Here is a 25,758-nt window from a genome sequence, read left to right as displayed (position 1 = left end):
ATGACCGGCCAGCCGGGCCTCTTGATCGAAAACCTGGAGGCGGCACACAGCCGCAGCCCGGTGCTCACGGGACTCGACCTCACCGTCGAGGACGGAGCCCTCGCCTGTGTCCTCGGCCCCTCCGGCTGCGGCAAGAGCACCTTGCTCCGCATCGTCGCCGGCTTCCATCCCGCGACCCGGGGCACGGTCACCCTGCATGGCCGCGTCCTGGACGACGGCCGCACCAGGGTCCCCGCCGAGCGCCGACGCATCGGGTACGTGCCGCAGGACGGGGCGCTCTTCCCGCACCTGACCGTCGCCGCCAACATCGGCTTCGGCCTTCCCCGCGCGGGCCGCCGCGAGCGGGTGGGGGACATGCTCGACCTCGTCGGGCTGGACGGCCTCGCCGACCGCCACCCGCACCAGCTCTCCGGCGGCCAGCAGCAACGCGTCGCCCTCGCCCGCGCGCTCGCCCCCGCGCCCCAACTACTCCTGCTCGACGAACCGTTCGCCGCGCTGGACGCCGCACTGCGTACCGAACTGCGCACGGAGGTCGCCGCCACCCTACGGCGCGCGGGCGCCACCGCGATCCTGGTCACCCACGACGTGGACGAGGCACTCGCCTTCGCCGACACCATCGCCGTGATGCGCGACGGCCGCATCGTGCAGGCCGACACCCCCCACACCCTCTACCACCACCCGGCCGACGCGGACATCGCCCGAGCCCTGGGCGAGGCCAACCTGCTGCCCGCCAAACCCGCTGACGGATACGCCACCACCGAGTTCGGCCCGCTGTCCCTCACCATCGACACCGAGCGGGGAGACGGTGTCGTCATGCTCCGCCCCCACCAACTCCGGATGACTTCCGAACCCGGCCCGCACACCGTCCGGGCCCGAGTCGCCGCCTGCCTGTTCCGGGGCCACGACCACCGCGTCGAACTCGCCCCGAACTCCGGCCGGGGCCTGCCCGAACGCCTCGTCCTCTACACGGACGCCCTGCCACCGGCAGTCGGCAGCCAGGTCCACGTCTGTGCGCAAGGCCCCGCCCACCCCCTCCGTGTCGAAGAGCGATTGGCGTAGACGGTGCCCACAGGCTCGTGCCGGAGGTACCGCCTGGTGGAGGCGCACGGCTGCGGTGGGGCGGGACGCCGTTGACGCCTTTGGTACGGCAGACGCTTGAAGCTGCCGAGCCATGGCTTGTCGCGCCGACGCCAGCGCACGCGACGCGGCTGTGCAGGCTTCGCCTCAGGCTGTCGGGTCCCAGAGCCCGGCGGCCTTGCCGCGGGCGAGATGCTCGGCGTAGACGTCGACTTTCCAGGCGATGACGGATCGGCACTCCTCCAGCGCCTGGATCTGTGCGTCGACGCGCTGTCGATGGGCGTCGAGCAGCCGCAAGCGTTCTGCCTCGTTGCCCGGACCTTCCCGTACCAGTTCGGCGAAGTGCTTGAGGTCGGCGAGGGGCATACCGGATTCGCGGAGCTTGACGCAGACCAGCAGCCAGTCGACATCGAAGGATGTGTAGCGCCGCCTGCCGCCCGACGTACGCCGGACCGGCCCGACCAGCAGACCCTCGCGCTCGTAGAAGCGCAGGGCGTGCACGCTCAGTCCGGTTCGTTCGGCCACCTCGCCGATGCTCAGCGGCTGCGAGGCGGCTTCGGTGGTCGTCATACCGCTCACTCCAGGACTTGATCTAGACCTTGCTCTAGATCGTAGCGTCGGGGTCATGACCATCACTGATCAGCAGCCGCTCGGCTCGCCTTTCTCCGCTGCCACCCCCGCCGAGGACATCATGGCCGGCCGCGACCTTTCCGGCATGACCGCTGTGGTGACCGGGGGCTACGCCGGGCTCGGCCTGGAGACCACCCGGGCTCTGACGGCCGCCGGAGCCCGGGTCATCGTTCCGGCCCGCCGCCCCCACATCGCCCGTGCCGCCCTTCAGGAGGCGAGGGACTGCGAGGTCATCCCCATGGACCTGGCCGACCTCGGCAGCGTCCGCTCGGCCGCCGCGCACATCAGCGGCTGCCTCGACCAACTCGACCTCCTGATGGCCGTCGCGGGCGTCATGGCCACCCCGGAGCAGCGCGTCGGGCCCGGCTGGGAAGGCCAGCTCACCGCCAACCACTTCGGGCACTTCACGCTCGCCTGCGAGCTCTACCCGCTCCTGGCCGCCGCAGGCGGCGCACGCGTCGTCGTCAACAGCTCCGCCGGACACACCCTGAGCGCCATCCGCCGGCACGACCCGCACTTCCGCACCGGCTACGACAAGTGGCTGGCCTACGGCCAGTCCAACACCGCGAACGCGTTGTTCGCCGTGCACCTCGACACCCTCGGGCGGGGCGACGGCGTCCGCGCGTTCGCACTCCACCCAGGCAAGATCATCACTGGTCTCCAGCGCCAGATGTCTCTTCAGGAACAGATCGACCGCGGCTGGGTGGACGAGCACGGCAACGTGATCGGCGCCGACTTCAAGACCCCCTCCCAGGGCGCCGCCACCGGCCTGTGGGCCGCCACATCCCTGCTCCTCGACAGCCGCGGCGGGCTCTATCTGGAGGACTGCGACGTCGCCCGCGTCTCCGCTCCCGACCAGCCCATGGACGGCGGCGGCGTCCGCGCGTACGCCGTCGACCCCGACGAGGCCGCCCGGCTCTGGGACCTGTCCGTCGCCGCGACCGGCGCCACCCCGATCCTCCGATGAACCCGCGCCCTGCATCGCCGCGCTGTCTTCCGCTGCGGCGCTCAGGGCGGTACGGGCCGCTGGGACGGGCGTCGCCTGGAACAGGGTGGTGCCCGCTGCCCGACTGGCCTCGTGCGAGCCCGAGCTACACCTATCGCCTTCAGCTGACGTCAGGGGCCTGGCGGCGCCCGACGTACCGTCGTCTGTGCGGCACGACCGACTGCATCGCCCCCCCGGCGCCTAGCGGACACGGGCATCGGCAACACGCCGGGCTTCACCGCATCCTGAAGCGGTGACTTCGTCATCCACCTCCACCGCGTCGTCACCGACAACGGCGCCTGCTGCTGCTCATGCGACTTCTCCGACACCATCGGAGGCCAAACTCGGCACCAGAAGACCAAGCCCTGCACACCTCGCCACAACGGAAAGGTCGAGCGGTGCCTGCGGTTCCTGGTGCGGTCTGGAACATCCACTACAACGGCCGGCCGCACAGTGGAGCGGGCGGCCGGGCACGCGATGAGGCGGACCGGCTGACCCGTTCCTGGCAGCGGGCCACCTGGCCGGGGTCGGTGACGAGGCGGCAGTGGCCGGTGGTCACGACGTTCCAGCTGGTGCGGCTGGCACGGTCGATGCCGTCGAGGACATGGTTGACCGGTCGGGCGGAGGGCAGCGCGTGCCGGGTGAAGATGATCCGCCCCATAGGCACGCTGCCGAGCAGACACGGAGCCTCGGTTCGGTGTCCGCGGGCCTTGGCGAAACGGCGGGCGGCCTCGTCCCTCACAGCACGGTCGACAGGGAGCGCGGAGTGGTGCCGATCGCGGTCCGCCCGGTGGTGGAAAGACGGGACCGAGATGCCATCGAGGGCGTGTCCTTCGTGTACGGCGGTACCTGTTCGCCGCACCGGGCCTGAGGCCTGGGCCACTGTCAGGTCTGACGGCATCCATGGAAAGCGACTCGAAACATGGTGTTCAAGGGCCGTTCGGCCCTTGTCGACCGCTGCACGTACTGACTTCACTGATCCCGCGGTCCCGCCTGTGGTGCCGCGTATCGCGAGGACGGAAGAGAGAACGCCGTACGGCGGGGGAGGCGGGCGCGGAGATGATCGCGGCGGTGGGGCACGGCGACCTGACGTCGGGCACGCTGGAGCTGACGGAGGCCGAACTGCGGGCGGCACTGGAGCGGTTCCCCGCACAGAGGGCAGGGCTGGTGCGGGCGGGGTCCGGTGTGCCGGTGGCGTTCGCGCGGGCGGTGCGGGCGGCGGGGCGGGAGCTGGTCGTGGTGATCCCCACGCAGGGGATGGTGCCCGTGTTGCTGCCGGAGCGGGACCGGGTGGCGGTGGGGGAGCTGGTGTCGCTCGCCGGGCAGGTGCGTCTGGTGGCGTACGACCTGGCCGACCGGGACGCGTGCATGGGAGCGGACGAGCGGATGATCGCCGAATGCCGGCAGTTGCTGGCCGTGCGGGACGGCTCGCCCTCCAACGGCCGTGACGCCACCGCGCACCTGGTGGCCTACGCCCGGGCCCGCGGCATTCCGGTGGAGGTCGTGTGGCCGGAGGGGGCCGCTCGCGAGGCGATACCGGGCGGACCGGCGCGGGACGCCGGACGCCGTTCACGCGGCAGCAGCCACCTCTCGACCACCATGGGCCTGGCGCCCACTGCGACCACCGGCAAGGCGGATCAACCTCGATGACCGGCACCACCCCTACCGCACACCGTCTGACCAGGAAATACGGACGACGAGGAGAGCTCACACCGGACGGCGCCACCAACGCCTCGCGCGTCCTCGCCTGGCTGCTGATCGTATCCGGGGCGCTTGGCATCCTCGCCTCCTTCGTGATCACCCTCGACAAGTTCCGGCTCCTGAAGGACCCGCACTTCTCGCCCTCGTGCAACCTCAGCCCGGTGCTCTCCTGCACGAACGTCATGAAGAGCGCCCAGGCGTCCGTGTTCGGATTCCCCAACCCGATGCTCGGACTGCTCACTTACCCGGTGGTGGTCGCCGTCGGATTCGCGCTGCTCGCCGGCGCCCGTTTCCGGCGCTGGTTCTGGCTCGGGCTGAACGCGGGCACGTTGCTCGGTGCGGCTTTCTGCATGTGGCTGATGACGCAGGCGCTGTACGAGATCGGGGCGCTGTGTCTGTGGTGCTGCTTGGCGTGGGCGACCACGATCGCGATGTTCTGGTACACCACCGCGCACAACCTCCGGCACGGGATCATCCGCGCACCGCGCGCCGTGGTGGCTGGGGTGCTGGAGTTCCACTGGGTGGTGCCGGTCACCTGGTACCTGGCCATCGCGATGCTGATCGTCACCCGCTGGTGGAACTACTGGCAGACGCTGCTCTGAGCATGTCCGTCGCCGTTCGGCCGGTTTCAACGGGCAGTGCGAGCAGAGAAGTTCATGCGCTCGGCGCGCAGGCACACCACCCGGTCCTTCGCCTGCCGGGTGGCGATGCCGACCGGCAGCGGACTCGGGGGGCGTCGGTCTCCTCGGTGTCCGGGGCGGCGGGCACGAGGCCGTACGTGAACGGATCTTGCACACGATCAGATATGCACCGCCGGGCGGCGCGACTCGCGGGCCAAGGCCCCAGTGCACCCGAAGAACCGTTCCCGCAGAGCCGTGCTTGATGATTCGAACGTGCCCCCATGCCGCTGGATGAATTCGGTTGCGGAGGACCGGTGAGCCCGGTGAGCTAAGCCCATGGACGGGGCCGCGGAGCAGGCGCAACAGTCGAGGGCCGAACGAGTCCATGTGGTCACGCCGCAGTCGGCTCCATGGCAGAGGGCGGCGGTGCTCGTAGCCCTCATGCTGGCCGCCTTGACCTTCAACACGGCGGAGAACCTGCCGATCGGCCTCCTGGAGCTCATCTCCGAAAGCCTGCGGGTGTCAGTGTCAGCAGTCGGTCTCCTGGTCACCGGTTACGGCGTGACGGTGGCCGTGGCGTCCGTGCCGCTCGCCCACGTCACGCGGACCGTGCCCCGGCGTCATGTGCTCACCGGTCTGCTGGCCGCGCTCGTCGTGTCCAGTCTGGTCGCGGCTCTGGCCGCCTCCTACTGGCTTCTCCTCGTGGCACGGCTGCTGACCGCGCTCGCTCAGGCGCTGTTCTGGGCCGTGATGGGTCCCGTCGCGGTGGGCCTGTTCGCGCCCGAGATCCGCGGGCGTGTGGTCGGGGCGCTGTCCGTCGCCGGTTCGCTCGCCCTCGTTGTCGGTGTTCCCGCCGGGACCTGGCTGGGCCGGCAGAGCGACTGGCGGGTGCCCCTCGCCACGCCGGCGGCTCTGGGGCTCGTCTCACTCGTGACGATCGCCGTCCTGCTGCCGACCTCGCGTCCGGAGGAAGAGCCCGCCGCCTACGGAACCGGTCCCGACGTCCGTCGGTTCGGGACCGTACTGGCGGCCGGGGCCCTGTCCGCCACCGGGGCGTTCGCGGGATACACCTACATCGTGAAGTTCCTGCACGACGTGAGCGGGTTCCCACCGAACACGGTCAGCGTCCTGTTCGTGGCTTTCGGCCTTGCGTGTCTGGCCGGGGTGAGCATCACCGGGACACTGCTGGACCGCTTTCCGCGCGCCGCGCTGACCACCGCCGTAGCCACGCAAGCGGTGGGCATGCTCGGCCTGTACGCGGCCGGCACCGAACCCGTGGCGGCGGTGGTGTTCCTGGTACTGACGGGCGGCGCACTCGGGCCGGTGTTCATGACCACCCAGAACGAGATGCTGCACTGCGCACCGGGCCGCACGGACATCGCACTCGCAGCGAACTCCGGTGCATACAACGCAGGCATCGCGGCAGGCGCCGCGCTCGGGGGACTGGTCCTTCCGCTCGCTGACGTGCGGGGCACCTTCCTCGCGGGCGGCCTGGTGACCGTCGGCGCCTGCACGGTGCTACTCGGTGGGCGGCTGCTGCCCGGGAGCGTCGAGGAATGATGCGGGGCCCCAACGGCAGTGCACGCATGACCATGCCCTCGCCGCCGTCCACGCCGTCGAGACCGCCTGGCGCGTTGATCACCTGCATGGTCTGGTCCGGGGCCAGTTCGAGGGTGGTGGCGAGCAGGGTGCGGCAGAAGATCATGTGCAGGTTCTCGTCGTCGGCGGCCTGCGCCAGCATCCAGTCGCAGACCAGGCCGCCGGAGGAGCGGGCGGCGTTGCGGTGGTAGATCCGCGTGGCCAGTTCCTGGAAGGCGTCGTAGGCCACCGTGTGCGGCGGCGAGTGCCGGTTGTCGGAGACGAGGCCGCCGCCCATGTGGGCCATGCGCGCGCGTTCCGGCGCCACCGGGTCCACACCGTCCCGTGTCGCCGAAGTGTGAGCACGCGCCCAAAGAAGCTGAGCGGGGCGAGTGATCGCTTCAACTTCGAGTAACCGTGATCTCATGGGCGTTGAGCACTTCGACGAGGCGCTCGGGCTCATCAGGTGTGATGACGGGCTTCACACGTCGGCCGAGGTCGACGATCAGCGCCACGCGCTTCCGTGGGCGGGAAGTGTCGAGGTTGAAGTAGTGGACGAAGTCCCCCGAACCCCAGAGGCGCCAGCTTCCCGTGCGGAGATCGAGCGGGATCCACTGCACCCCGCGGATTTGCGAGTAAGGGATCCGCTTGGCTGAGCCCCACGGGAAGTAGTAGCGGCGGATGATGAGCTCGCTGTCGGTGCAGGCCAGCAAACCGTCGTCGTACATGATGTGCAGCTTAGGTGGTCCCCACGACCTCCCCGATGATGAAGCGTCAGCCGGGCTGGAAGCCGCACTCGTGGCAGCGCGGGGTTGACGGTCTCGACGCCGTCGTAGAACTCACCGACGGCGTGGTCCCCTGTCGTACGCGATCGGGTCCGCGCCCGCCCCACCCTGCACGGCACGCTCGCCACCGCCGAAGGGCCCGGTCTGAGCCTTCGCCCCTCGTCCGGGCCGTCCTCGCCGAGAGCAGCCTCGCCCACGACATCACCCCGATGAGATGTCCCTCGCCGCCCCCGATCCGCTGGCCGTGCACGAGGCGGAGATGCTCACCCACCTCGACACTGCCCACGCCGACGCGCCCGCCCGCCCGAACCGGCTCGTCGAGCCCCGCCTGCCGATCGGCGTGGTCTGCGTGCGGCCTGCACGGCACCGGTACGGACTCGTCCTGCGCTCGAACATGCGGCGTGTGATACCACCACGAAGCGGATATCGGAATTGCTAAATTTCGCAATTGATTAGATGCTGTCTTCGTTGTGCTCGCAGGTAGCCGCGGGCACAGCTTCTGTCTGTCTCGCCCCCCGGTGGGGCTGTGCGAGGGAAGCTGAGGGGTCGTGTCGGTTCCGCTGTACCAGGCGAAGGCCGAGTTCTTCCGGATGCTGGGGCATCCCGTACGGATCCGGGTGCTGGAGCTGCTGCAGGAGGGGCCGATGCCGGTGCGGGAGCTGCTGGCCGCCATCGAGGTGGAGCCCTCCAGCCTGTCCCAGCAGCTGGCGGTGCTGCGCCGCTCCGGGATCGTGGCGTCCACCCGCGAGGGCTCGACCGTCGTCTACGAGCTGGCCGGCGGTGACGTCGCCGATCTGATGAAGGCCGCGCGGCGCATCCTGACCGAGATGCTCGCCGGGCGGAACGAGCTGCTGGCCGAGCTGCGGGAAGCCGAGGTCGCGGCCCGATGAGCACAACGTTCACGCGGGCTGTGCGCACCCGGATCACCTCGCTGCTGCCGTCCCGCGCCGATCTGGCGCAGATACGCCGTGATCCGCGCCGGGACCTGCTCGCCGGGCTCACCGTGGCCATCGTCGCGCTGCCCCTCGCCCTCGGCTTCGGGGTGTCGTCCGGGCTCGGCGCCGAGGCGGGCCTGGCGACCGCGGTGGTCGCGGGCGCACTGGCCGCCGTGTTCGGCGGGTCGAATCTCCAGGTCTCCGGGCCGACCGGCGCCATGACCGTCGTCCTCGTACCGATCGTCGCGCAGTACGGGCCCACCGCCGTGCTCACGGTGGGGCTGATGGCCGGTGCCATGCTCGTGGTCCTCGCCGTGCTCAGAGCCGGGCGTTATATGCAGTACGTACCCGCGCCCGTGATCGAGGGCTTCACGCTGGGCATCGCCGGGGTGATCGGGCTCCAGCAGGTGCCGAACGCGCTCGGTGTGCCCAAGCCCAAGGGTGACAAGGTGCTCGTGGTCACCTGGCACGCGGTCGAGGAGTTCGTGAAGGCGCCGAACTGGACGGCTGTCGGGCTCGCGGTCGCGGTGGTCGTGTTCATGCTGGCCGGGGCGCGGTGGCGGCCGACCGTGCCGTTCTCCATCATCGCCGTGATCGCCGCCACCGTCGTGGTGCAGGCCGCCGGGCTGGACGCGAAGCCGATCGGCGACCTGCCCTCGGGGCTGCCCGCGCCCTCCCTGTCGTTCCTCGACCTCGGTTCGCTCGGCTCGTTGCTGGCTCCGGCCGTGGCGGTGGCCGCCCTGGCGGCGTTGGAGTCGCTGATGTCCGCGGCCGCCGCCGACGCGATGACCGTGGGACAGCGGCACGACCCGGACCGCGAGCTGCTCGGCCAAGGGCTGGCCAACATCGCCGCCCCGCTGTTCGGCGGCGTCCCGGCCACCGGCGCGATAGCGCGCACGGCAGTCAACGTCCGCACCGGCGCCGGCTCCCGGCTGGCCGCCCTCGTCCACGCCGCGGTCCTCGCGGTGATCGTCTTCGCCGCGGCGCCCCTGGTGTCGAAGATCCCGCTGGCCGCGCTGGCGGGCGTGCTGCTGGCAACCGCGATCCGCATGGTCGAGGTCGGCTCGCTGAAGGCCATGGCGAGGGCGACGCGGTCCGACGCCGTGATACTCGTCCTCACCGCGGCCGCCACCCTCGCCCTCGACCTCGTCTACGCCGTCATCATCGGTCTGGTCGTCGCCGGTGCCCTGGCGCTGCGGGCGGTGGCCAAGCAGGCCCGCTTCGACCAGGTGCCGCTCGACCACGGCGACCACAGTGCCGAGGAGCACGCGCTGCTTGCCGAGCACATCGTGGCGTACCGGATCGACGGGCCGCTGTTCTTCGCCGCCGCGCACCGCTTCCTGCTGGAGCTGACCGAGGTGGCCGACGTACGGGTGGTCGTCCTGCGCCTGTCACGGGTCTCCACGATGGACGCCACCGGCGCTCTCGTTCTCAAGGACGCGGTGGAGAAGCTGAGCCGACGCGGCATCCTCGTCCTGGCCTCCGGGATACGGCCCGGTCAGCGGCGGGTTCTCGACTCTGTCGGCGCGCTCGGCCTGTTGCGGCACGAGGGCCGCGACTACGCCACCACGCCCGAGGCGATCGCCGCCGCCCGCGACCACCTGGAGATGGCCGGAGTCCTGCCCGCCGTCCCGGCCCGGCAGACGAGCCCGAAGAGCACACCCGCCAGCGAGGAACCCATCCGATGAGCCCACCCTCTCCTGTCCCACGCATGGTCGAGGTCTCCGGCGCGGAGGCGCTGTGGCTGCTGGAAGCCACGCAGCTGGGGCGCCTGGTGTTCGTCCAGCGTGAGACGGCCGTCGTACGGCCCGCCCGGCACGTGTGGGAGTACGGCCGGCTGATCGCCCGCACCCCCGTCCAGGCGGCCGCCGTGCCGCTGACCGCGACCTACCAGGCCGACGACATCCAGGCCGCGACCGGCACCGGCTGGACGGTGACCGCGACCGGGCCGGCCGAAGCGATCACCGACCCTGACGAGGCCGCCCATTACCGGCGCACGCTCGCGGGCTGGACGCACGGCCCCCACGACACGCTCGTGCGCATCCACCCGCAGACGGTCACCGGTTTCCGCCTCCTGAGGGGGGCGGGAACACGATGACCACGCAGCTGGAGGCGTTGCCGCACCGCCACGTGCTCACTCTGCCGACCGAGCCGGCTGCCGTCCGCGTCGCCCGGCAGACCGCCGAAGACGTGATGGTGGAGTGGGGCATCGGCCTGCGGCACCCCGCCGTGGACCCGGCGCTGCTGATCCTGAGCGAGCTGGTCACCAACAGTGTGCGGCACGCCGCCGTTCTGTCCCCGCAGCTCGCCGTGTTCTACGCCGCGGGCCGGGACTGCTTCGCCTTCGCCGTCCACGACCGTCACCCCTACCAGCCGCCGTTGTACGCGTCGGTCACCGGCACCGGTGCCGGGGGACTTGGCACCGTGATGGAACTCGTCCTCGGCCTGGGCGGCACCGCCATCGTGCGCCCGGACGCCGACGGCCAGGGCAAGAGCGTCTGGATCACCCTGCCCCTGTGACCCGGCCCCACCTTCGCTCAGCCGCACCCCAGCCCCGCAAACCCCCGGCAGCACAAGGAAGTTCCCCCGCATGACCATCGACTGGCGCTACACCATCGAGCAGGATCTCGGCATCCTCTCCGTCGCCGGATACCTCGGCCCCGAGGCGGTACGCCGCTTCTCCGGCGCGATCGGCTGGGTCGAGGCCCGCGGCAGCGGTCCGGTCGTCCTCGACCTGGCCGAGCTGCGCGGCTGGTCCGCCGAGGGCCAGCTGGCCATCACCGAGGCCGCCCGCCGCCTCGCCGGCTCCGGCCGGATCCTGGAGCTGGCCGCCATCCCGGCCGACGGCTCCCTGGTCCCGGGCGCCGACTGCCCGGACATCCCGGTCCACTGCGACCTGACCGCGGCCCTCGCCGCCCACGGCCGGGTCCCGTCGGGACCCGACGAGGCGCAGCAGGAGTGGCGCACCGACGGCTGGTCCGCGTCCGCCTGACCCTGCCTGCCCCCGCCTCATCTTTGCATCGACTCATCGAGAGAAAGACACTGGTCCCATGAGCGACACTCTTCCCCCTTGCCCCGAATGCTCCGGTACGTACACCTACGAGATGGGCGCGCTCCTCGTCTGTCCCGAGTGCGGTCACGAGTGGTCGGCGTCCGACGACGCGTCCGGTGAAACCGGCGGGGACAAGGTGATCAAGGACTCGGTCGGCAACGTGCTGGCCGACGGCGACACCGTCACCGTGGTCAAGACCCTCAAGGTCAAGGGAAGTCCGACGGGTATCAAGGCGGGCACCAAGGTGCGCGGCATCCGGCTCATCGAGGACGGCGTGGACGGCCACGACATCGACTGCAAGATCGACGGGTTCGGTGCCATGCAGCTGAAGTCCAGCGTCGTCAAAAAGGTCTGAACCCGCGCGCCGGCAGGGCTGGGGGCACCGCCGGTCAGCCGCGGGTGATGTCCCGTGCCTGGGGCACGCTGTGCGGAGCCGACTGTCCGTGACGGCCGCCGAAGGACAGCCTGAGCATGCGGCCCTCGCCGCAGCGCGGGCAGGTTCCGTCCGAGTCGACAGCGGTCGGTCGGCACTTCAGACGGCAGGCCGGGCACTTGAGCCATACAACGCCACTGCCGCGCAACGGTGTGATCTTCACACGAGCCTCCCTCGTCCGAGCTGTGGAATTGCTAATGTTAGCAATTGCCTAGTCCGTCACCACTGAATATGGGCGACCCGGTTCCTCGGTGCGGGTTCGGTTGTGCCGGTGCCAGGCGCGAGGATGGGTCGCATGTTCTTGACGAGTGGGTGGATGCGATGCCGAGTGCACCGGCTGGTGGGGCCGTGCCGTGCTGGACGGGGGGCGGCACGGTGAGTGCGCCGCTGTACCAGCTGAAGGCCGAGTTCTTCAAAACGCTCGGCCACCCGGTCCGCATCCGCGTCCTGGAGCTGCTGAGCGAGCGCGAGCACGCGGTCGCGGAGATGCTGCCCGAGGTGAAGGTCGAGCCCTCGCACCTGTCCCAGCAGCTGGCCGTGCTGCGCCGGGCGAACCTGGTGCGCACCCGCAAGGAGGGATCGAACGTGTACTACTCCCTCGCCAGCCCGGAGGTGGCGGAACTGATGCGGGTGGCACGCTCGATCCTGTCCGGCGTGCTTGCGGGACAGGCGGAACTGCTCGCTGACTTGCAAGCGGCCCAGCCGGAAGGGAAACCGCCGTCGTAGTGACGGCCCATCGGACGGTGATCGTCTCCCGGGAGTTGGACAGCCTCGCGGAACCGGGAGACGGTCGCCTCGCGGCCCCCAAGGTGACGCTCGCGGCCCAGCCGCCACTGGCTTGACCCGGGGCCAGGGTGCTGTCGGGGCGAGTTCGACACGGGTGGCGATGGTGCCGCGCAGCCCTCGACCAGGCCCCATGCCGGTGCCGGGGCCCGCCCTCTCCTCGGCATGTCCGTTCCATGCCAAGCTGGAGTGCCAGGGGTGGCAGGGGGAGCTGACCTGAAGGCAGGACGCCGCAGAGCAGTCGTACTCCTCGGGACGATGGGACGTCTGCCGCGGCACTGGTCGGGCTGTACGTGCTGACGGGGTTATGGCTGACCCCGACGCCGCCGACCGGTGGGCAGTAGCCATCGCCTTCGCCGTCGCGGCCTCCGGGGTGGTGGACAAGGCGCTTGCGCCGTGGGCCGCCCACGGCACGTCCGCGGCCACGCCCCCGGACGGGGATCCCCCTGATCCTCCGCTTCGACCTGCGCACAGGTACGGTCAGCGGCTCGGAGGCCGTCTGGAGCGCCGGCACGGACGCCGGAGGCGACGGCAACGGAGCCTTCGAACTCCAGCCGCTCACCGACGCCTATGTCGTCCCCGCCAAGGCCGCCCCGAGCGCCGGACGATGCGCCGCCAAAGCCACTCACCACCCTGCGGGCGGGTGGTTGCACTTCCGCCATGCCCCACCGGGCAGCACCTTCTGCCTGCGCGACACGACGAACGGTGACATCGCGGTGATCACCGTCACCGACGTCGACCACGGCAACTACGCAACCACGGACGACATCACCTACTACCGACACCGCAGTTGACCGACCGTTTCCGCCTGCCGCACCAGTGGTCGCGTCGGCGGCAGGGCGTCGCCGCGAGGCGAAACTTGTCCTCGGGCGGTCCGAGGCGCGAGCCGGACCCGATCGCGGGCGGGCCTGCGCACGTCGCGCCGCGTGTCAGGGACCGGCAACTCCCACCAGCCGGTAGCCACTGACGATTTCCGGCTGAATCCGCACCACGTGCCCCATCTCCGCGTCGACCCAGGGCATGAGCAGACTCCGGTACCGGGCCAGTGCCCCGGGATCCAGGATGCGGGTGGCCGTGCCGGTGATCACGACACTCCACCCGGTCCGTGTGGCCGCGTCGATCTCGTCGGCCTCGTACGCCACGACCTCGGACTGCAGCGCGCGCCCCAGCAGCGCGGAGCCGCCGTGCGTGCGGACGATGATGGCGCCCGCGTCCACGAGGTGGTTGACGGGTCGGATCGCGGGCAGCGCCTGATCGGTGAAGGCCACCCGGCCCAACTGCACGGTGCCCAGAAGCTTCAGGGCCTCGTCGCGGCTCAACTCGACCATGCGGGCAGGTGAACCGGGTCCGGAGGGTTTCGGGGTCGTCACGTCCGGTCCCCGCCCGGTGTCATGCGGCCGGCTCCTTCGGGCCACAGGACCTCGACATCCATGCCGCTGCTGCGGGCGAAGGCCACAAGATGGGCCGTCGCGTCCCGGCCGTCGGACGGGGAGCCGTCCCAGACCGCCAACAGCCGGGCGCACGAGCGCAGCAGGCTCTCGTCCGCTCTCACACAGGCACTGCGGTCGGACGGGTCGTAGTCCAGCAGCCGCACCTGCTCCGAGAGCAACAGCAGTTCTCCGGCCGCTCTGCGATCCAACGACTCCAGCACATCGGGCACGCCGTTCCTGGAGGGCAGGACGGTCACCAGCGCAAGTCCCGCGGCGCGGGCAGCCCTTCCGAACGCCACCGGCAGTCCTTGCCCGGCACGCACCAGCCCTCCCCTACCTGCCCGCGCGAACTCCGCCAGACGCCGGCGCAGCTCCTCCTCCAGCAACGCCAGCGTGGGCGCGGTGAGGTCGGGGTGTCCCACAACAGCGATCACCTCAGGCAGTCCTTTCTCCGCGCCTTCCACAGGCGGTGGGTTGCTGCCCCGAGGAGCGGTCATTCGAGAGAGACGGGGACATGGTGCGGCCGTCCGCCCCGACAGCCGATCTTCCTTGGCCGGATGGAGCCGGGCCATGGGCCGGCCGGGCCGATTTCAGGGCCGGTCGGCCCTTGTCGCGGGTGCGCGCGCCCTCGCATCGGGTCACTTGTGTGCGTGTCCGGCCAGGTTGAAGAGCAGCATCACCCATCCAGCGATGATGTGCGTGCCGAGAATGTAGAAGCCCGATGCCACTGACGTCCACGTGCCTACGACGGCATGTTGAACCGCACGAGGACGGCTTTGCCCTCATGGTCGACGGCGGGCTCCGCGCTGACGTCGCCGTCGTGGTCGGCGGCCAGCTCGGCCACCATCCGCAGCCCCGCGCCCATGCCCTCGTCGCTGAGATCCGGCAGCCTCGGCTCGGCGTCTGCGACGCTGACGACCAGCTGCCCGGCCGCGACCGTTATCCCCACGTCCATCACCGGCGAGCGAGGGGCGTGCCGCAGCACGTTGGCGACCAGCTCACTGGTGACCAACAGCACCGCGTCCGCGAATGCCGAGCCCGGTGCGACGCCGGCCGCAGGAAGGTGCTCAGTCACCGCTTCCCTCGCTCGCCTCACCGCCTCGGGCCCCAACGTGAAGGAGGCGATGTACCGTTGCACCACGGGCGGCACATGCTCGATGGCCGCAGCCGGCCGCCTGCCGCGCCGCCACGGCACCCGGAACCCGCCGTTGCCGGTCAACGCGTCGCCTCCGCCACGCGCAGTTCGTCCAGCAGGTCCTGCCGACCGGTCAGCAGGGTGGCCAGGATCCGCCGCGCGGCGGCGAGCAGCTCGGCCACATCACCCCCGGCCAGCTCGTACACCACCGTCGAACCGGTACGCGTCGCGGTCACGATGCCCGAACGGCGCAGAACGGCCAGCTGCTGTGACAGGCTCGACGGCTCGACCTCGATCGCGGCGAGGAGCTCGCGCACCGGCCTCGGGCCGTCCTGCAGCAGTTCGAGCACGCGGATGCGCACCGGGTGGCCGAGCATTCGGAAGAACTCGGCCTTCGCCTCATACAGCGGAACCGGCATCCCGATCATCCCTCCTCGACCCCCGTCTCCTCGACGTCCACCCCGTGCTGTCGCGCCAGCCGCACCGCGTCGTCCAGCTCGTCCTTGGCCACCGCGACGTCGTACGCGTCCCCCGCACTCACGGCAGCCGCCAGAGCGGACCGCGCCGCGCGTACCCGCGCCAGCAGCGCCTCGGCGACTTCGTTCACTACGACCTCCGGACGGTGGATCATCTAGGAACCACGGCAACTAACCAATTGAAGAACTCTTCAATTCGATTGTAGAGGGAGGGAACACCGCGACGGACACTGCGGGGACCGGCCGTCGGCCACGGAAGGTCATCCAACGGCCAGGAGCTGCGCGCAGAGGCAGAACTCACCCGACTGAGAGGCGACCTTGAACAGCGAGTCGCGCTTGAGTAAAAGGACGCCATGCGGCCCTCCTCGACCAGTCGCCTGTTTCGGCCCCGGCGGCGGCATCGCGGACACCGCGGGGACACCCAGCGGCGGCGGCCAGTGGGGCGATCGGCTCGCCGCACGAGAGTGTGACGACCAGTACGACCGCGACCGCGGCCGCGCCGACGAGGTTCACCGCCGCGTGGCCGAAGGCGCAAGGAGGAGGCCGGCCTCGCTGCCGTCGGCGCGGCGGTGGCGGGCGAGGGTCTTGAGGAAGCCGGGTCCGGCGGCGAACGAGGACGAGGCGGCGGAGAGCAGCAGCGCGAAGATCGCCCGGCCGAGGTGGCCACACCAGGTCAGGGCGGCGGCCGGTGCGTGAGTGCGAGCGCGAGGGGGATACGCGGCGGGGGTAGCGGGCGACCAGGTGGTGGCAGTTGACGATGACCAGCGCGATCAGCGCGACGACCAGAGCCACGGCGGGCGGCAGCCATGGGCTGGGCGCTGGGAAGCACAGGCATGAGGCTGTTTTCGTCGGCCGGGAACACGCGGGGGCCCACCGCCACCGCCGCCGCGCACACAGCTACATGGCTGTCCAACAGGCGTCGCAGCCCGGTCGCTCGGTCGCTCGGTCGCCCGGTGGCCCGGTGGCCCGGTGGCCCGGTGGCTCAGTAGCGCTGGGCCTTGGCGAGGCTGGGCGTCAGCCGGGACTCAGCGGATTGCCGGCTGAAGACGATCGGCTGGTCCTTCTTGCCGGGCTGGAGGTTCTCCGATCCCGTGAAGCGGGTCTCGACCACCTGTCCGGCCTGGTTCTTGAAGTCGATCTGGACGGCGTAGGACGCCTTGTGGCCGGTCTTGTTCGTGATGGTGACGAGGGCGGCGGCAACGCCTCCGGTCTGCGCCTTGGGCATCCCCGTCACGCCGACTTCGGACACCGCGTTGCCGCGCCCCTTCACGCCTTTGAGTTCCTTCTCGGCCGCCGCGGTCCGGCGAGCGGTCTCCGCCGACACCGACGCCTCGAACTCCGAGGCACGCGCGGACGCCGACGAAGCCGCGGCGGACGCGGAGGCCCGGGCGGAGGAGATGGCGGCAGACGCGGACGACGCCAGCGCGGACGGCATCGTCCCGGAGAACGACGCCGTGTTCGGCGAGGTCGGCGTTCCGGGAGTGGAGGAGCCGCCGGAGGAACCGCTGTTGCCGCACGACGTCAGCGCACCGGCTACTGCGGCACAGGCCAGCGCGATGGCGGCCCGGCGCAGGAGGCACCGTCCACGGGGTGGTACAACGCGATCATGGGAAGGCATGAGGTCTTCCTTCGGCCCGGGGTTGCTTGATCTCATCGTCGGCACCCGGCACGTGGCGCGCGACTCGGCCTGGACCTGATAGGTGACGCACTGGCGGTCGTACGAGCTCGAACGGTACGAAGCGGACGGTGCCGGCCTGGCATCTGGTGCGCCTCCCCGCCGCCGGAAGACGCGGGGCATGGCTGTTCGCCCTGGGGCGCGGGCCGCGGTCGTGAGAGCCCGTACTACAGCCGTCGGGCCAGCAGGGATGCGGCCAGGTCGGCAAGAGTGTCGGGGCCCGGCGTCGCGTCGAGCTCGGCTCCTCGCTCGTCCGGTGCGAGGGGTTCGAGTGTGGCGAGCTGCGAATCGAGGAGCGAGCCCGGCATGAAGTGGCCGGTGCGCCACCCGAGCCGGTTCACCAGCAGCTCGCGGTCGGCTGTCAGGTGCAGGAACAATGCTCCCGGGCAGGCTGCTCGCAGGATGTCCCGGTAGCGTCGCCTGAGTGCGGATCATGCGACCACCGCACCGGTGCCGGCCAGGTCACGCTCGTGCAGCCAGCGGCCGACGGACTCCAGCCAGGGGCGGCGGTCGGCGTCGTCGAGCGGTGTGCCGGCCGATATCTTGGGGATGTCGGCCGGGGAATGGAAGTCGTCGCCGTCCGCGAAGGGCATGCCCAGCCGCCGCGCCAGCAGACGGGCCACCGTGGTCTTGCCGATCCCTGCGGCGCCCGTCACCACGACGCACGGAGAACGGCGTTCAGTGGGGTTCATCATCCGGTAGCGCTTCTGGGTGCAGCAGGTCGCTGCGCCGTCGTTGTGCGCCCTCGTGCGGCCGGGGAGGCGGGCCGTCGGAGCCGGCCGGATACTCCTCCGGCGGGACGCGGGTGCTCTCCCATGCGTTCAGGACGGGCGCCGGGACCCGCCATGCCTCCTCGGCCGCGTGGCCACGGATGGACAGGCCGGATCGCCCTTCATGACGTCCAGCAGAAGCCGGCCGTAGGCGGGGAGGTGAGGCGGTTCCATCCGTGCGGTCAGCGAGAGCTGGGTGAGGGCCTGGGCGTGCGCGCCGATGCCCGTCACATCGAGGGTCATCCCTTCCGGCTCCAGTCCGAAGCGCAACACGTTGGGCAGGGCCTCTCCCTCCTGGCCGAAGGGCAGGTGGGGTCGAACAGGGCGTCGCCCCGGCCTGCTTCGGACCAGTCGATGAATGCCCGTGATCTCGTCGCCGTCGGTGAATACGTGAGCGATCTGCAGGTCGCCGTGGGTGAACACCGAAGGCCGTGGCCGGAGCGCGGCCTCGGCGATCCGGCGGTTGCGGGTGACCAGGCGGGCGGGCGGGACGTTGTTGGTCACGAGCCACTCGCACTCGCTGTCGAGGTCGGCCGTGATCGCGTCGAGGCTCCGGCCGGCTCGGCCGGGCCAGGGCGGCAATGGTGCGTCGTGCAATTTCCGGATGGCGGCACGCGCCGCGGCCCATGCCGTCGGGGTGCGGTGGACGGTTCGCCGAGGCGGTCGAGCGCCGTCCCCGGGACTGCGGCAATGGCGAGCACGGGCGGTTTGAGTCACAGGACTTCGGGCGTCGGGACCGGTGCCAGGGCCGTGGCCTCGATCTCGATGTCGATGCGTGCCTGGTCAGGGTCCACTTTCAGGAACGTGTCGCCGACGCGCAGCGTCGCGCGCTCGGAATGGGCGACGACGACCTTGACCTCTTCCATGGCGACCAGTATCCCGGCGTGACCGTCGGCGTCGCCGGGTTTATCCCGTGCTATTGAGCGGTTGACCGCGTCCCACTACCCGCTGGCCCCGTGCCCGACACCGACCGCCGACCAGGCCAAGTCCACCATCCTTGTTAGGACCCTTCAGAGCGCTGAGATCGGAGAACAGCCGATACCGACACCGACCAGCATGGGCGTCATGCCCGTGCAGCCATCGGCGCTGGCAGGAACGGCAAGGATTCCGAGGAACGCGACGGCTCCGAGGACGGTAGCGGCAATACGGCGCATGAATTCTGTTCTTTCCAGTCAGGTGGACATGTCCTGATCTTGCTTCCCGTAGCCCCGCGCCGACATGCCATGTGCCACTCGTGTGGGCCTGCGATATCGACCCTTGCCCTCCTATTCGGAGGCCTCCCAGGTCACGTCTGCTGGAGGTGTATCGGTGGTCAGGGAAAATACCGACCACGTGGGTGCGGCGGCGCATCTCCTTGTTCCATTTCTCCTGCGGGTTGTTCGATCAAACCTGACCTGCCGCCAGATCTCACGCGGGAATGCGGTGACGGTCAGCAGGGCGTGCTGAGCCGTGTCCAGGTGATCGGTCGGCGCAGCCCGCGGCGGTGGCGACATCGATGTCGAGCATCTGAGTCTGCGCGGACGCGTCGCCCTCGCTGTCTTGTCGAGCTTGTTCGGCTGACCGGATGCATAGGTCGATGAGAACACGTGGTCATGGCGTCGTGCCGCTGCTGGGCGACCCCGGCAGCGGCACGACATGGCCTGTCGGCGCCGCCGCACGCGTCGCGCACAGCTGCGGTTTGTGGGTACTGAGGGGCCGGTGCTCCATTGCGCAGGCGGACGTGCCGCTTCATCCCTTTCTCCAGTCGCTCAACGCGTGGGTGGTCTCCGCTGATCGTGGCCGTGGCCGAAAGCGCGTCGATAGGATGCGAGTACTGGAGCGTCTCCTGGTCCAGCAGGCCTGGTCGAGACGACAGATTCCGTCCTGGGAATGGCTTTTCGAACAGCGCCGTGCATTGGCCGAGTGCCTGGCCCTCGCACCGGTCGGCCGTCTACTGGTGCTCGACGACATGCAGTGGGCGGACCCGTGGGCGATAAGGTTTCTCGAAATCCTGATCCGCTGGCCGGTGGGGGAGCGGCTTGCACTGGGCGGTCGCGCACAGGCCTCGGCAGAGACCGGTGGCGCCGCGGGCGGCGTTGCAGGAGGGCATCGACGTAGGCTTCACCGAGCAGGTGCAGCTCGACCCGCGCACTGTTTCCCAGAGCCGAGTCTTGGTGGATGAGGACCTGGCTTACCCCGAGTTGACCCACCTGCACAGAGAGGTTGACGGTCTTCCGCTCTAGACGATCAAGTCCGATGTGTTCGATCGCCTGCGACAGCCAACTGAAGGACAGGTGTACTGGGGCTCGAACTAAATCACGGGAACTTCCGGCACGAACACCGCGTTTCTCCGAATGCTTGCTATGTGGGGCGCCGCGCTTCCGGCGCTGGCCTGTCTCCTGTTCGTCTGCGGTGTGGCCGAGTTGATGATGCGGCGATTCGAGCGGCGCAGCGTCCTTCACCGCGGCCGCGGTCCTGAGCACCGCCCCTTGAACGGCAGGCCCGCATCATCCTCCCGCCCGCCCGCGAGGCCGTTCACCGGCCGCGCGGGGGTGCGCAGCAACCCTGAGGAGCACCATGGCAAGGTCCTCTGCCCGACAACTGTGCATGAAGATCGGCAGAGCAGGACAACGGCGGGGGTGTGGGGTGTATCGCGTGCGCCTGGGTGGTCGCTTTCGCCGCCCACTTCATTTCTACTGGGCGCTGGGCGGCAACTGGGGTCTGAGCGTCTCGGCGGGGCCCCTGGCCGAGGAACGGCGTGGTTCGTGGCGGTGGGCTTGTGGGGTGTAGGGGATGCTGTGGCTTGTCGGCGGGGTGCTGGGATGGCTTCTCGCCCGGCCGTGGCCCCATTGCCTGGCCGGACGAGTGGTCAAGGCTCTGGGCTGGTCTGTTTGCGCTGTACTGCTGGTGCCGCGGCGTCGCGGTCGAGATGCTGTTGATAGCAGGCCAGGAGGCAGACGTAAGCCCGGAGCAGCGGCTGGGGACGCTGGTGCTGTGGAATCCTTGGTTCCTGGTCGGCGGTCTCGTCTTCGGCCTGTCCGCTCGGGAGTTCGGAAGAGCGGACGGTTCGAGTAGCGGACGCAAATGGGGCGGCGTCGACGTGGGCGGCACCACCGCTCACCCCGCCTGGGTGGTCGTCCGGAGCCCCGCACCACGGTCGCCGTGAGGTTCCTCCGTGTCCCGGCGGATCTCACAGTACGAGTGGGGCCCGGACCAGAAGTGCGCCGGCTTCTTGCAGCTCGCGCTCCCCGGCACCCGCATCCTCGCATCCACACGCTGCGCTGGTCGCGCTGTCGCCGACCACGCCAGGCCGTGGACTGTCACCGCCACTATCGTCGTCGTAGGTGCTCGTTCGAGGGGCGGGCGGAGGTAGTGCGCTCACCGCCTCGCCTCCAGGGCTCAGGCGCGGAAACCTTGGACCATCCGATCGTCGGCCGACTCACCCTCGACTCGTCCTTCCCCACCCTCCACCGAAGACCCCGACCAGCAGCTCATCACCCTGACCGCCGAGCCGGCACACCCAGCCACGACCATCTGCGGACCGCCAGTGCCGTCACCGCACAGGTTCGCCAGGTCGTTCGGAGCAATCATGCGGCGTGCGGTCGGTCCGGGTCTGGCAGCCGCTGGTGACGGGCATCGCGGATGGTGCTCGGCCAGACTGAGTCTTATGAACGCTGACGTGCAGACGTACATTGATGAGATCGCGTCCGAGCACCGCCCACTGTTCGACCGGGTGCATCGGCTGATTGTGGAGGCGTTCCCCGAGGCGAGCGTCGCGCTGTCGTACGGGTTGCCGACCTATCGGGTCGGCAACCGAAAACTGCATGTCGGGGCATGGCAGCACGGGGTCTCACTCTACGGGTGGGACAAGGATCGGGCAGCAGGCTTCACCTCCCGGCACCCGGGTCTCGTCAGTGGGAAGGGAACGATCCGGTTGCGCTCCGAAGAAGCGGCGGATGTCACTGACGATGAGCTGATCGGTCTCATCCGCGCTTCGCTGGAAGTCTGACATCCCGCAAGGCCGCGTGCGCCGGGCCGCTCAGGCTGCGACTTTGAGGGGGCGTCCCCGCCCCAGCGGATGCCCTTCTCACTCCCCACGCGGGCGCGCTCGCGACGCTGGGCGGCCCGTTCGTCCAGGGCGAGTTGGTCGGTGTGAAGCGGAGCTTGACTTGTTCCTTGCCGCCCGCCGACAGAGCTTGCTGCTCTCGCGGGCGGAGAGGCTGTGGGCGGCGCGTGTTCCGGTTCTTGTGTCAGTGATCGTGGCAGGCAGAGCGGATGCTTGGCCGACTTGTTCTGGATGAGTAAATCGACGGCTTGCGATGTGTGCCGTCCACTTCGGGGAGGCGCATGTCCATGGGGACGACCAGCAGCTGCTACAGCTGCTCGGCCAGATCGAACAGCAGCGTGGGGCGTTCGTTGCCGTTCCTGGCCCGCTGATAAAGCCGGCGGGCGAGCGAACCACTGGTCCAACTCGAACTCGAACTAGACCTTGGTGTACCCGCACTCTCACGGATCTGCTGCTCCTGGTGGTCCCAGCGGATCACAGCTGTGCCGTACCCCGCGAACGCACGCGGCTCCAGCCCGAGTTGCTCGGCAACACCGGCGACGACCACGGCAGGGACCTCTCCAGGGTTGTTCAGCAAGGTACCCAGAGAGCGGAGATGGTGCCGAGCTCGACGGCTCAGAGCCGGTGGGCACCGACGGAGCGGTTCGGTGTCAGCCGACAGCCCGGAGACGTTCCAGTGGTTTGCCAACCCCTGCGGTGTGCGCGTACGGCGACAGCTCCGGATCAAGGCCGCGGGCCATCGTCGCGGACCTGGGCGCGTCGATCCGGCTGGCCACCCCGCGAAGGCAGGCCGACCGCCGGAGCCGACCGCTCTGGTTGTCGTCCACCTGGTCTCCCGCTATTGAGGCGCGATCGTCTTGAGCCAGTCGTCGACGGTGACGACATCCGCCCACTGCGGGAACAGTCGCTCGATGAGGATCCGGTGCATCTCCGGGTCGGTGTCCAGGCAGGCGTCGGAGAGGACGGTGAGGCCGAAGTCCAAGTCGTTCGCCTGGCACAGGGTATGCAGCACCACAGCGCTGGTGGCGATGCCGGTGAGCACGAGATTGTCGATACCGCGTGCCCTCAGCACCACGTCGAGATCGCTGCCCGAGAACGCACTTGCCCGCCTCTTGGTGACCACCACGTCGCCCGGCAGGGGCGCCACCTCGGGGTGGATCTCGGTGCCTGGGGCGCCCTCGATGTAGAGGCGGGCCCGTGCGATGGCAGAGAGAGCCCTGTTGCGCGTGCCGACTTCCGGGAAGCCCGGACGTAACGCGATGACTACGTAGATCACGGGGATGTTCGACTCCCGGGCCCCGTCGATCGCCCTGCGCAGGCGTGGCAGGTATCCGGAGTCGTCGTCGGCGATGTCCACGATGGCTCGTTGGACGTCCATCACGAGAAGGGCGGTGCTCATGTTGTCTCCAGGAGCGAAGTCAGTTCGACGTTGAAACGGGTTGGGTTCTTCTGGTCGGATCCTGCGCGGCCGGCAATTGGCGGTGGTGCCCGTCGGGCGAGACGAGGCGGGCAGAGGCGCTCAGCCGACAGTTCGTGCGACGCGTAGTTATCGACGGCTCCCTGCATGGTATGAGGGGAGAGCCTCGCCGGTCCGGCAGACCGTCGATCGCCGCTCGTATGCATCGGACCTGATGGACGGTGCGGCCGTCAGTCGGCGAGTGCGGCGTTGACGAGTGCCTTGATGTACGGGAGGTCGTTGCCGGTCCCCGTCGGGTTGAGGGAGTACACCAGGCGGTGTCGGAGGTCGCGGGTGGCGAAGAATCCGTTGTCCCAGCCGGGGCGGGAACCGGTTTTGCCCCACGCGTACTCGCCGTTCGGGAGCTGGTAGCGCATGAGTCCGCCGATGCTGTAGCAGGCTGCAGGGCCGGAACAGTTCGTGTTGTCGGTGGCGTTGTTCGCATGCGGCACCTCGAACACCAGCTTCTGCTGGGCGGGCGGGAGCAGGCGGCCCCGGAACAGCGCGGTGGTGAAGCGGTCCAGGTCGGCGGCGGTGGAGATCATGCCTCCCTCGGCCCACGGGTAGGGGCTCTGCTCGGTCACGTCCTGCCCGTCGACGTACACCTCCGCGTGGGGCGAGGGGATCGTCGGGTCGTCGGCGGCGGGCAGGCTGGTGTGGCGCAGGTGCAGCGGCCGGATGATCCTGTGCTCCAGTTCGGCGGTGAAGGAGTGGCCGGTGACCTTCTCGACGATCAGGCCGAGGACGAAGGAATTGAGCCCGTTGTACTGCTGCTCGGAGCCAGGTGTGGGCGGCGTGCCGGTGGCTGCGGCGAACGAGTCGCGCAGGAAGTCCTCGGGCGTCACGGACTTCAGCTGCCATCCGGGTCCGTCGGCCGGGCCGGGGGTCGGTGCGGGTTTGGGCAGGCCGCTCGTGTGGTCGAGGAGATGGCGCACGGTGACGCGTTCGTACGCCTCGGGCAGCACCTCGGGGACATATCGCCGCGCCGGTGTGTCCAGGCCGATCCGGTGCTCGGCGACGAGTTGGAGAACCACCGTGTTGGTGAACGCTTTGGTGACACTGCCGATCCGGACGTACGCGTCAGTAGTCACCGGGCCGGCAGCGGCACCCGCGCCGTCCCGTCTGACCAGTGCGCCCGCGACGACACCGTCGGGCAGGTGGTCGAGGATGTCCTGGACGGTGGGGTTCGCGGACGCCGGGGCGCTGGAAGCCGGCGGGGCTGCCGCCGAGGGCAGGGCCGCACCGGCGGTGAGCGCGGTGGCCAGGGCGAGGGTGGTGGCGGCGAGGCGGGTGCGCATCGAGGTTTCTCCGGAACGGCGCCGATGGGAGTTGCTGACAACGTCAACTCTGCTGCCAGTCAGGGACGTTGCCCATCAGTGATCACCCTGATCGCAACCCCGACCTCTCCCTGAGAGACGCGGCTTGGTGCTGCCGCCACATTGGAAGTCCGGCGACATCTCGATCGCGCCGGACGTGCTCAGCCCGTGCTGGTCCAGCTGCTCGATGCGTCCGGCGTCGAGGTCCGGCTCACGTGCTGTCGTCGCCGTTGGCGAGGATGGTGTGGGCGGCTCCCAGGAGCCGTGCGCAGCGTCGGGTCATGGCCTCGGGTGACTGTTCGGGGTGGTTGATCCACCAGCGGACCAGGGCGGTGCACAGGCCGCGCCATGCGTGCTTGAGGGCGTCGGCGTCGAGCGGGTCGCTGGCTCCGGCGGTGTGCAGGAGGTCGGCGGTGCCGGTCGCGGCGAGGTCGTCGATGGCGTCGCGGAAGTAGGCCGCGCGACGGGCGGCGTCGCTGTCGGGTGGCAGCGAGGGGTCGTAGAGGACGAACCACGCCTCGCGCTGTCCGTCGAGTGCGGTGAACAGGGCGTTCAGTACGCGCAGGGGCGTGGGTGGTGCGCCGGTGTCGTGTTCGGCCATCGCGGCGCGGATGGCGCCCAGCAGTTGGTCGCCGACCGGGTTGAGGCAGGCGAGGTAGAGGTCCTGCTTGCTGCCGAAGTACTGGTGCAGGAGCGGTTTGGTGACGCCGACGCGGGTGGCGATGGCGGCCACCGTGGTGGCGTCGTAGCCGTGGCGGCCGAACTCCTCGGTGGCCGCGGCCAGGACCTGTCGTTCGCGCGCGGCCCTCGGTACGCCCTTGGTGCCGGCCCTGGAGGAGAGCGTTGTCATGCAACCAGATCTTACCTTAGGGTAAT

At 69.9% G+C, this 25,758-nt stretch carries 31 protein-coding genes and 4 pseudogenes; 16 read left to right on the top strand and 19 right to left on the bottom strand.

The features are described 5' to 3' along the window. Positions 1-1,059, top strand: a complete 1,059-nt coding sequence (locus AC4OXY_RS05930) for an ABC transporter ATP-binding protein (RefSeq protein ID WP_491993351.1) — start codon at positions 1-3, stop codon at positions 1,057-1,059. Between the two features lie 165 nt (positions 1,060-1,224). On the opposite strand, the gene AC4OXY_RS05925 is transcribed toward AC4OXY_RS05930, so the two are convergent. Then, a complete protein-coding gene (locus tag AC4OXY_RS05925; protein ID WP_491993350.1) occupies positions 1,225-1,647 on the bottom strand; it encodes a MerR family transcriptional regulator in 423 nt (140 codons plus the stop codon). A gap of 55 nt (positions 1,648-1,702) precedes the next feature. On the opposite strand from AC4OXY_RS05925, the gene AC4OXY_RS05920 reads away from it, so the two are divergent. Continuing rightward, positions 1,703-2,674, top strand: a complete 972-nt coding sequence (locus tag AC4OXY_RS05920; RefSeq protein ID WP_491993349.1) for an SDR family NAD(P)-dependent oxidoreductase — start codon at positions 1,703-1,705, stop codon at positions 2,672-2,674. A 451-nt stretch (positions 2,675-3,125) separates the two neighbouring features. Here the strand turns inward: AC4OXY_RS05920 and AC4OXY_RS05915 are convergent, their stop codons facing one another. Next, positions 3,126-3,359 carry a hypothetical protein gene (locus tag AC4OXY_RS05915; protein ID WP_491993348.1) on the bottom strand — a complete coding sequence of 78 codons (234 nt, stop codon included), beginning with the start codon at positions 3,357-3,359 and terminating at the stop codon, positions 3,126-3,128. A 392-nt stretch (positions 3,360-3,751) separates the two neighbouring features. On the opposite strand from AC4OXY_RS05915, the gene AC4OXY_RS05910 reads away from it, so the two are divergent. From AC4OXY_RS05910 to AC4OXY_RS05900, 3 genes are all read left to right on the top strand, one after another. Continuing rightward, positions 3,752-4,342 (top strand): hypothetical protein, encoded by a 591-nt coding sequence (locus AC4OXY_RS05910; protein WP_491993347.1) that lies wholly within the window; start codon positions 3,752-3,754, stop codon positions 4,340-4,342. After that, positions 4,339-4,995, top strand: a complete 657-nt coding sequence (locus tag AC4OXY_RS05905; RefSeq protein ID WP_491993346.1) for a vitamin K epoxide reductase family protein — start codon at positions 4,339-4,341, stop codon at positions 4,993-4,995. Before AC4OXY_RS05910 ends, AC4OXY_RS05905 begins: the two co-directional genes overlap by 4 nt. A 459-nt stretch (positions 4,996-5,454) precedes the next feature. Continuing rightward, positions 5,455-6,573, top strand: a complete 1,119-nt coding sequence (locus AC4OXY_RS05900; protein WP_491994795.1) for an MFS transporter — start codon at positions 5,455-5,457, stop codon at positions 6,571-6,573. Positions 6,574-6,649: 76 nt separating this feature from the next. Here the strand turns inward: AC4OXY_RS05900 and AC4OXY_RS05895 are convergent. Then, positions 6,650-6,940 (bottom strand): annotated as a pseudogene (locus AC4OXY_RS05895) (acyl-ACP desaturase); the annotation flags it as partial. A 52-nt stretch (positions 6,941-6,992) separates the two neighbouring features. Next, positions 6,993-7,319 carry a PH domain-containing protein gene (locus AC4OXY_RS05890; protein ID WP_362817167.1) on the bottom strand — a complete coding sequence of 109 codons (327 nt, stop codon included), beginning with the start codon at positions 7,317-7,319 and terminating at the stop codon, positions 6,993-6,995. 271 nt (positions 7,320-7,590) lie between these two features. Here AC4OXY_RS05890 and AC4OXY_RS05885 point away from each other — a divergent pair, with 271 nt between their 5' ends. The 9 genes from AC4OXY_RS05885 to AC4OXY_RS05845 all read left to right on the top strand — a co-directional run bounded on the left by AC4OXY_RS05885 (position 7,591) and on the right by AC4OXY_RS05845 (position 13,373). Further along, complete coding sequence (locus tag AC4OXY_RS05885) at positions 7,591-7,815, top strand: hypothetical protein (RefSeq protein ID WP_491993345.1); 225 nt, start codon at positions 7,591-7,593, stop codon at positions 7,813-7,815. 109 nt (positions 7,816-7,924) lie between these two features. Further along, a complete protein-coding gene (locus tag AC4OXY_RS05880) occupies positions 7,925-8,266 on the top strand; it encodes an ArsR/SmtB family transcription factor (RefSeq protein ID WP_376292499.1) in 342 nt (113 codons plus the stop codon). After that, positions 8,263-9,999: a SulP family inorganic anion transporter gene (locus AC4OXY_RS05875; protein ID WP_356039459.1), complete on the top strand. Its 1,737-nt coding sequence runs from the start codon at positions 8,263-8,265 to the stop codon at positions 9,997-9,999. Before AC4OXY_RS05880 ends, AC4OXY_RS05875 begins: the two co-directional genes overlap by 4 nt. Continuing rightward, complete coding sequence (locus AC4OXY_RS05870) at positions 9,996-10,409, top strand: pyridoxamine 5'-phosphate oxidase family protein (protein ID WP_376292503.1); 414 nt, start codon at positions 9,996-9,998, stop codon at positions 10,407-10,409. Before AC4OXY_RS05875 ends, AC4OXY_RS05870 begins: the two co-directional genes overlap by 4 nt. Then, positions 10,406-10,831 carry an ATP-binding protein gene (locus tag AC4OXY_RS05865; RefSeq protein WP_356039455.1) on the top strand — a complete coding sequence of 142 codons (426 nt, stop codon included), beginning with the start codon at positions 10,406-10,408 and terminating at the stop codon, positions 10,829-10,831. Before AC4OXY_RS05870 ends, AC4OXY_RS05865 begins: the two co-directional genes overlap by 4 nt. Before the next feature lie 70 nt (positions 10,832-10,901). Continuing rightward, a complete protein-coding gene (locus AC4OXY_RS05860) occupies positions 10,902-11,303 on the top strand; it encodes an STAS domain-containing protein (RefSeq protein WP_356039453.1) in 402 nt (133 codons plus the stop codon). A 58-nt stretch (positions 11,304-11,361) separates the two neighbouring features. Next, positions 11,362-11,718, top strand: coding sequence for a zinc ribbon domain-containing protein YjdM (locus AC4OXY_RS05855; protein WP_356039451.1), 357 nt, complete (start codon positions 11,362-11,364; stop codon positions 11,716-11,718). A 453-nt stretch (positions 11,719-12,171) separates the two neighbouring features. Continuing rightward, complete coding sequence (locus tag AC4OXY_RS05850) at positions 12,172-12,522, top strand: ArsR/SmtB family transcription factor (protein WP_376292506.1); 351 nt, start codon at positions 12,172-12,174, stop codon at positions 12,520-12,522. Positions 12,523-12,968: 446 nt separating this feature from the next. Further along, positions 12,969-13,373: a hypothetical protein gene (locus AC4OXY_RS05845; protein WP_491993344.1), complete on the top strand. Its 405-nt coding sequence runs from the start codon at positions 12,969-12,971 to the stop codon at positions 13,371-13,373. Positions 13,374-13,508: 135 nt separating this feature from the next. Here AC4OXY_RS05845 and AC4OXY_RS05840 read toward each other — a convergent pair whose 3' ends face one another. From AC4OXY_RS05840 to AC4OXY_RS05790, 11 genes and pseudogenes are all read right to left on the bottom strand, one after another. Then, complete coding sequence (locus AC4OXY_RS05840; RefSeq protein ID WP_491993343.1) at positions 13,509-13,907, bottom strand: pyridoxamine 5'-phosphate oxidase family protein; 399 nt, start codon at positions 13,905-13,907, stop codon at positions 13,509-13,511. Positions 13,908-13,945: 38 nt separating this feature from the next. Further along, a complete protein-coding gene (locus AC4OXY_RS05835) occupies positions 13,946-14,443 on the bottom strand; it encodes a hypothetical protein (protein WP_362817179.1) in 498 nt (165 codons plus the stop codon). 204 nt (positions 14,444-14,647) lie between these two features. Beyond that, positions 14,648-14,737 carry a DUF6126 family protein gene (locus tag AC4OXY_RS05830; RefSeq protein ID WP_362817180.1) on the bottom strand — a complete coding sequence of 30 codons (90 nt, stop codon included), beginning with the start codon at positions 14,735-14,737 and terminating at the stop codon, positions 14,648-14,650. 14 nt (positions 14,738-14,751) lie between these two features. Continuing rightward, positions 14,752-15,105, bottom strand: a complete 354-nt coding sequence (locus AC4OXY_RS05825) for an ATP-binding protein (RefSeq protein WP_491994794.1) — start codon at positions 15,103-15,105, stop codon at positions 14,752-14,754. A 119-nt stretch (positions 15,106-15,224) separates the two neighbouring features. After that, positions 15,225-15,563 carry an ArsR/SmtB family transcription factor gene (locus tag AC4OXY_RS05820; RefSeq protein WP_356037584.1) on the bottom strand — a complete coding sequence of 113 codons (339 nt, stop codon included), beginning with the start codon at positions 15,561-15,563 and terminating at the stop codon, positions 15,225-15,227. Between the two features lie 5 nt (positions 15,564-15,568). Further along, the gene (locus AC4OXY_RS05815; RefSeq protein WP_491993342.1) at positions 15,569-15,775 is read right to left on the bottom strand and encodes a hypothetical protein; all 207 of its coding nucleotides are present in this window, start codon (positions 15,773-15,775) and stop codon (positions 15,569-15,571) included. An 827-nt stretch (positions 15,776-16,602) separates the two neighbouring features. Beyond that, positions 16,603-17,238, bottom strand: coding sequence for a hypothetical protein (locus AC4OXY_RS05810; RefSeq protein WP_402068826.1), 636 nt, complete (start codon positions 17,236-17,238; stop codon positions 16,603-16,605). Between the two features lie 224 nt (positions 17,239-17,462). Further along, a pseudogene (locus AC4OXY_RS05805) lies at positions 17,463-17,987 on the bottom strand (gluconokinase). Between the two features lie 129 nt (positions 17,988-18,116). Beyond that, the gene (locus AC4OXY_RS05800; RefSeq protein ID WP_356037592.1) at positions 18,117-18,308 is read right to left on the bottom strand and encodes a hypothetical protein; all 192 of its coding nucleotides are present in this window, start codon (positions 18,306-18,308) and stop codon (positions 18,117-18,119) included. A 71-nt stretch (positions 18,309-18,379) separates the two neighbouring features. Then, positions 18,380-18,931 (bottom strand): annotated as a pseudogene (locus AC4OXY_RS05795) (phosphotransferase family protein); the annotation flags it as partial. Positions 18,932-19,376: 445 nt separating this feature from the next. After that, positions 19,377-19,528: pseudogene (locus tag AC4OXY_RS05790) on the bottom strand (transposase); the annotation flags it as partial. A gap of 101 nt (positions 19,529-19,629) precedes the next feature. Here AC4OXY_RS05790 and AC4OXY_RS05785 point away from each other — a divergent pair. Then, positions 19,630-20,226: an AAA family ATPase gene (locus AC4OXY_RS05785; RefSeq protein WP_491993341.1), complete on the top strand. Its 597-nt coding sequence runs from the start codon at positions 19,630-19,632 to the stop codon at positions 20,224-20,226. A gap of 1,485 nt (positions 20,227-21,711) precedes the next feature. Beyond that, positions 21,712-22,053: an iron chaperone gene (locus tag AC4OXY_RS05780; RefSeq protein WP_356037600.1), complete on the top strand. Its 342-nt coding sequence runs from the start codon at positions 21,712-21,714 to the stop codon at positions 22,051-22,053. 364 nt (positions 22,054-22,417) lie between these two features. Here the strand turns inward: AC4OXY_RS05780 and AC4OXY_RS05775 are convergent, their stop codons facing one another. The 4 genes from AC4OXY_RS05775 to AC4OXY_RS05760 form a co-directional block, all read right to left on the bottom strand. After that, positions 22,418-22,798 carry a DUF4158 domain-containing protein gene (locus AC4OXY_RS05775; protein ID WP_491993340.1) on the bottom strand — a complete coding sequence of 127 codons (381 nt, stop codon included), beginning with the start codon at positions 22,796-22,798 and terminating at the stop codon, positions 22,418-22,420. A 150-nt stretch (positions 22,799-22,948) separates the two neighbouring features. After that, positions 22,949-23,509 (bottom strand): cysteine hydrolase family protein, encoded by a 561-nt coding sequence (locus AC4OXY_RS05770; protein WP_356037606.1) that lies wholly within the window; start codon positions 23,507-23,509, stop codon positions 22,949-22,951. A gap of 248 nt (positions 23,510-23,757) precedes the next feature. Continuing rightward, positions 23,758-24,864 (bottom strand): serine hydrolase domain-containing protein, encoded by a 1,107-nt coding sequence (locus AC4OXY_RS05765; protein WP_491993339.1) that lies wholly within the window; start codon positions 24,862-24,864, stop codon positions 23,758-23,760. 229 nt (positions 24,865-25,093) lie between these two features. Continuing rightward, a complete protein-coding gene (locus AC4OXY_RS05760) occupies positions 25,094-25,732 on the bottom strand; it encodes a TetR/AcrR family transcriptional regulator (protein WP_356037612.1) in 639 nt (212 codons plus the stop codon). Positions 25,733-25,758 lie beyond the last annotated feature (26 nt).

It is taken from the genome of Streptomyces sp. HUAS MG56, from assembly GCF_058673395.1.
Note: the sequence above shows the minus strand (reverse complement) of the source record. Positions and strands in the feature narration are given on the sequence as shown.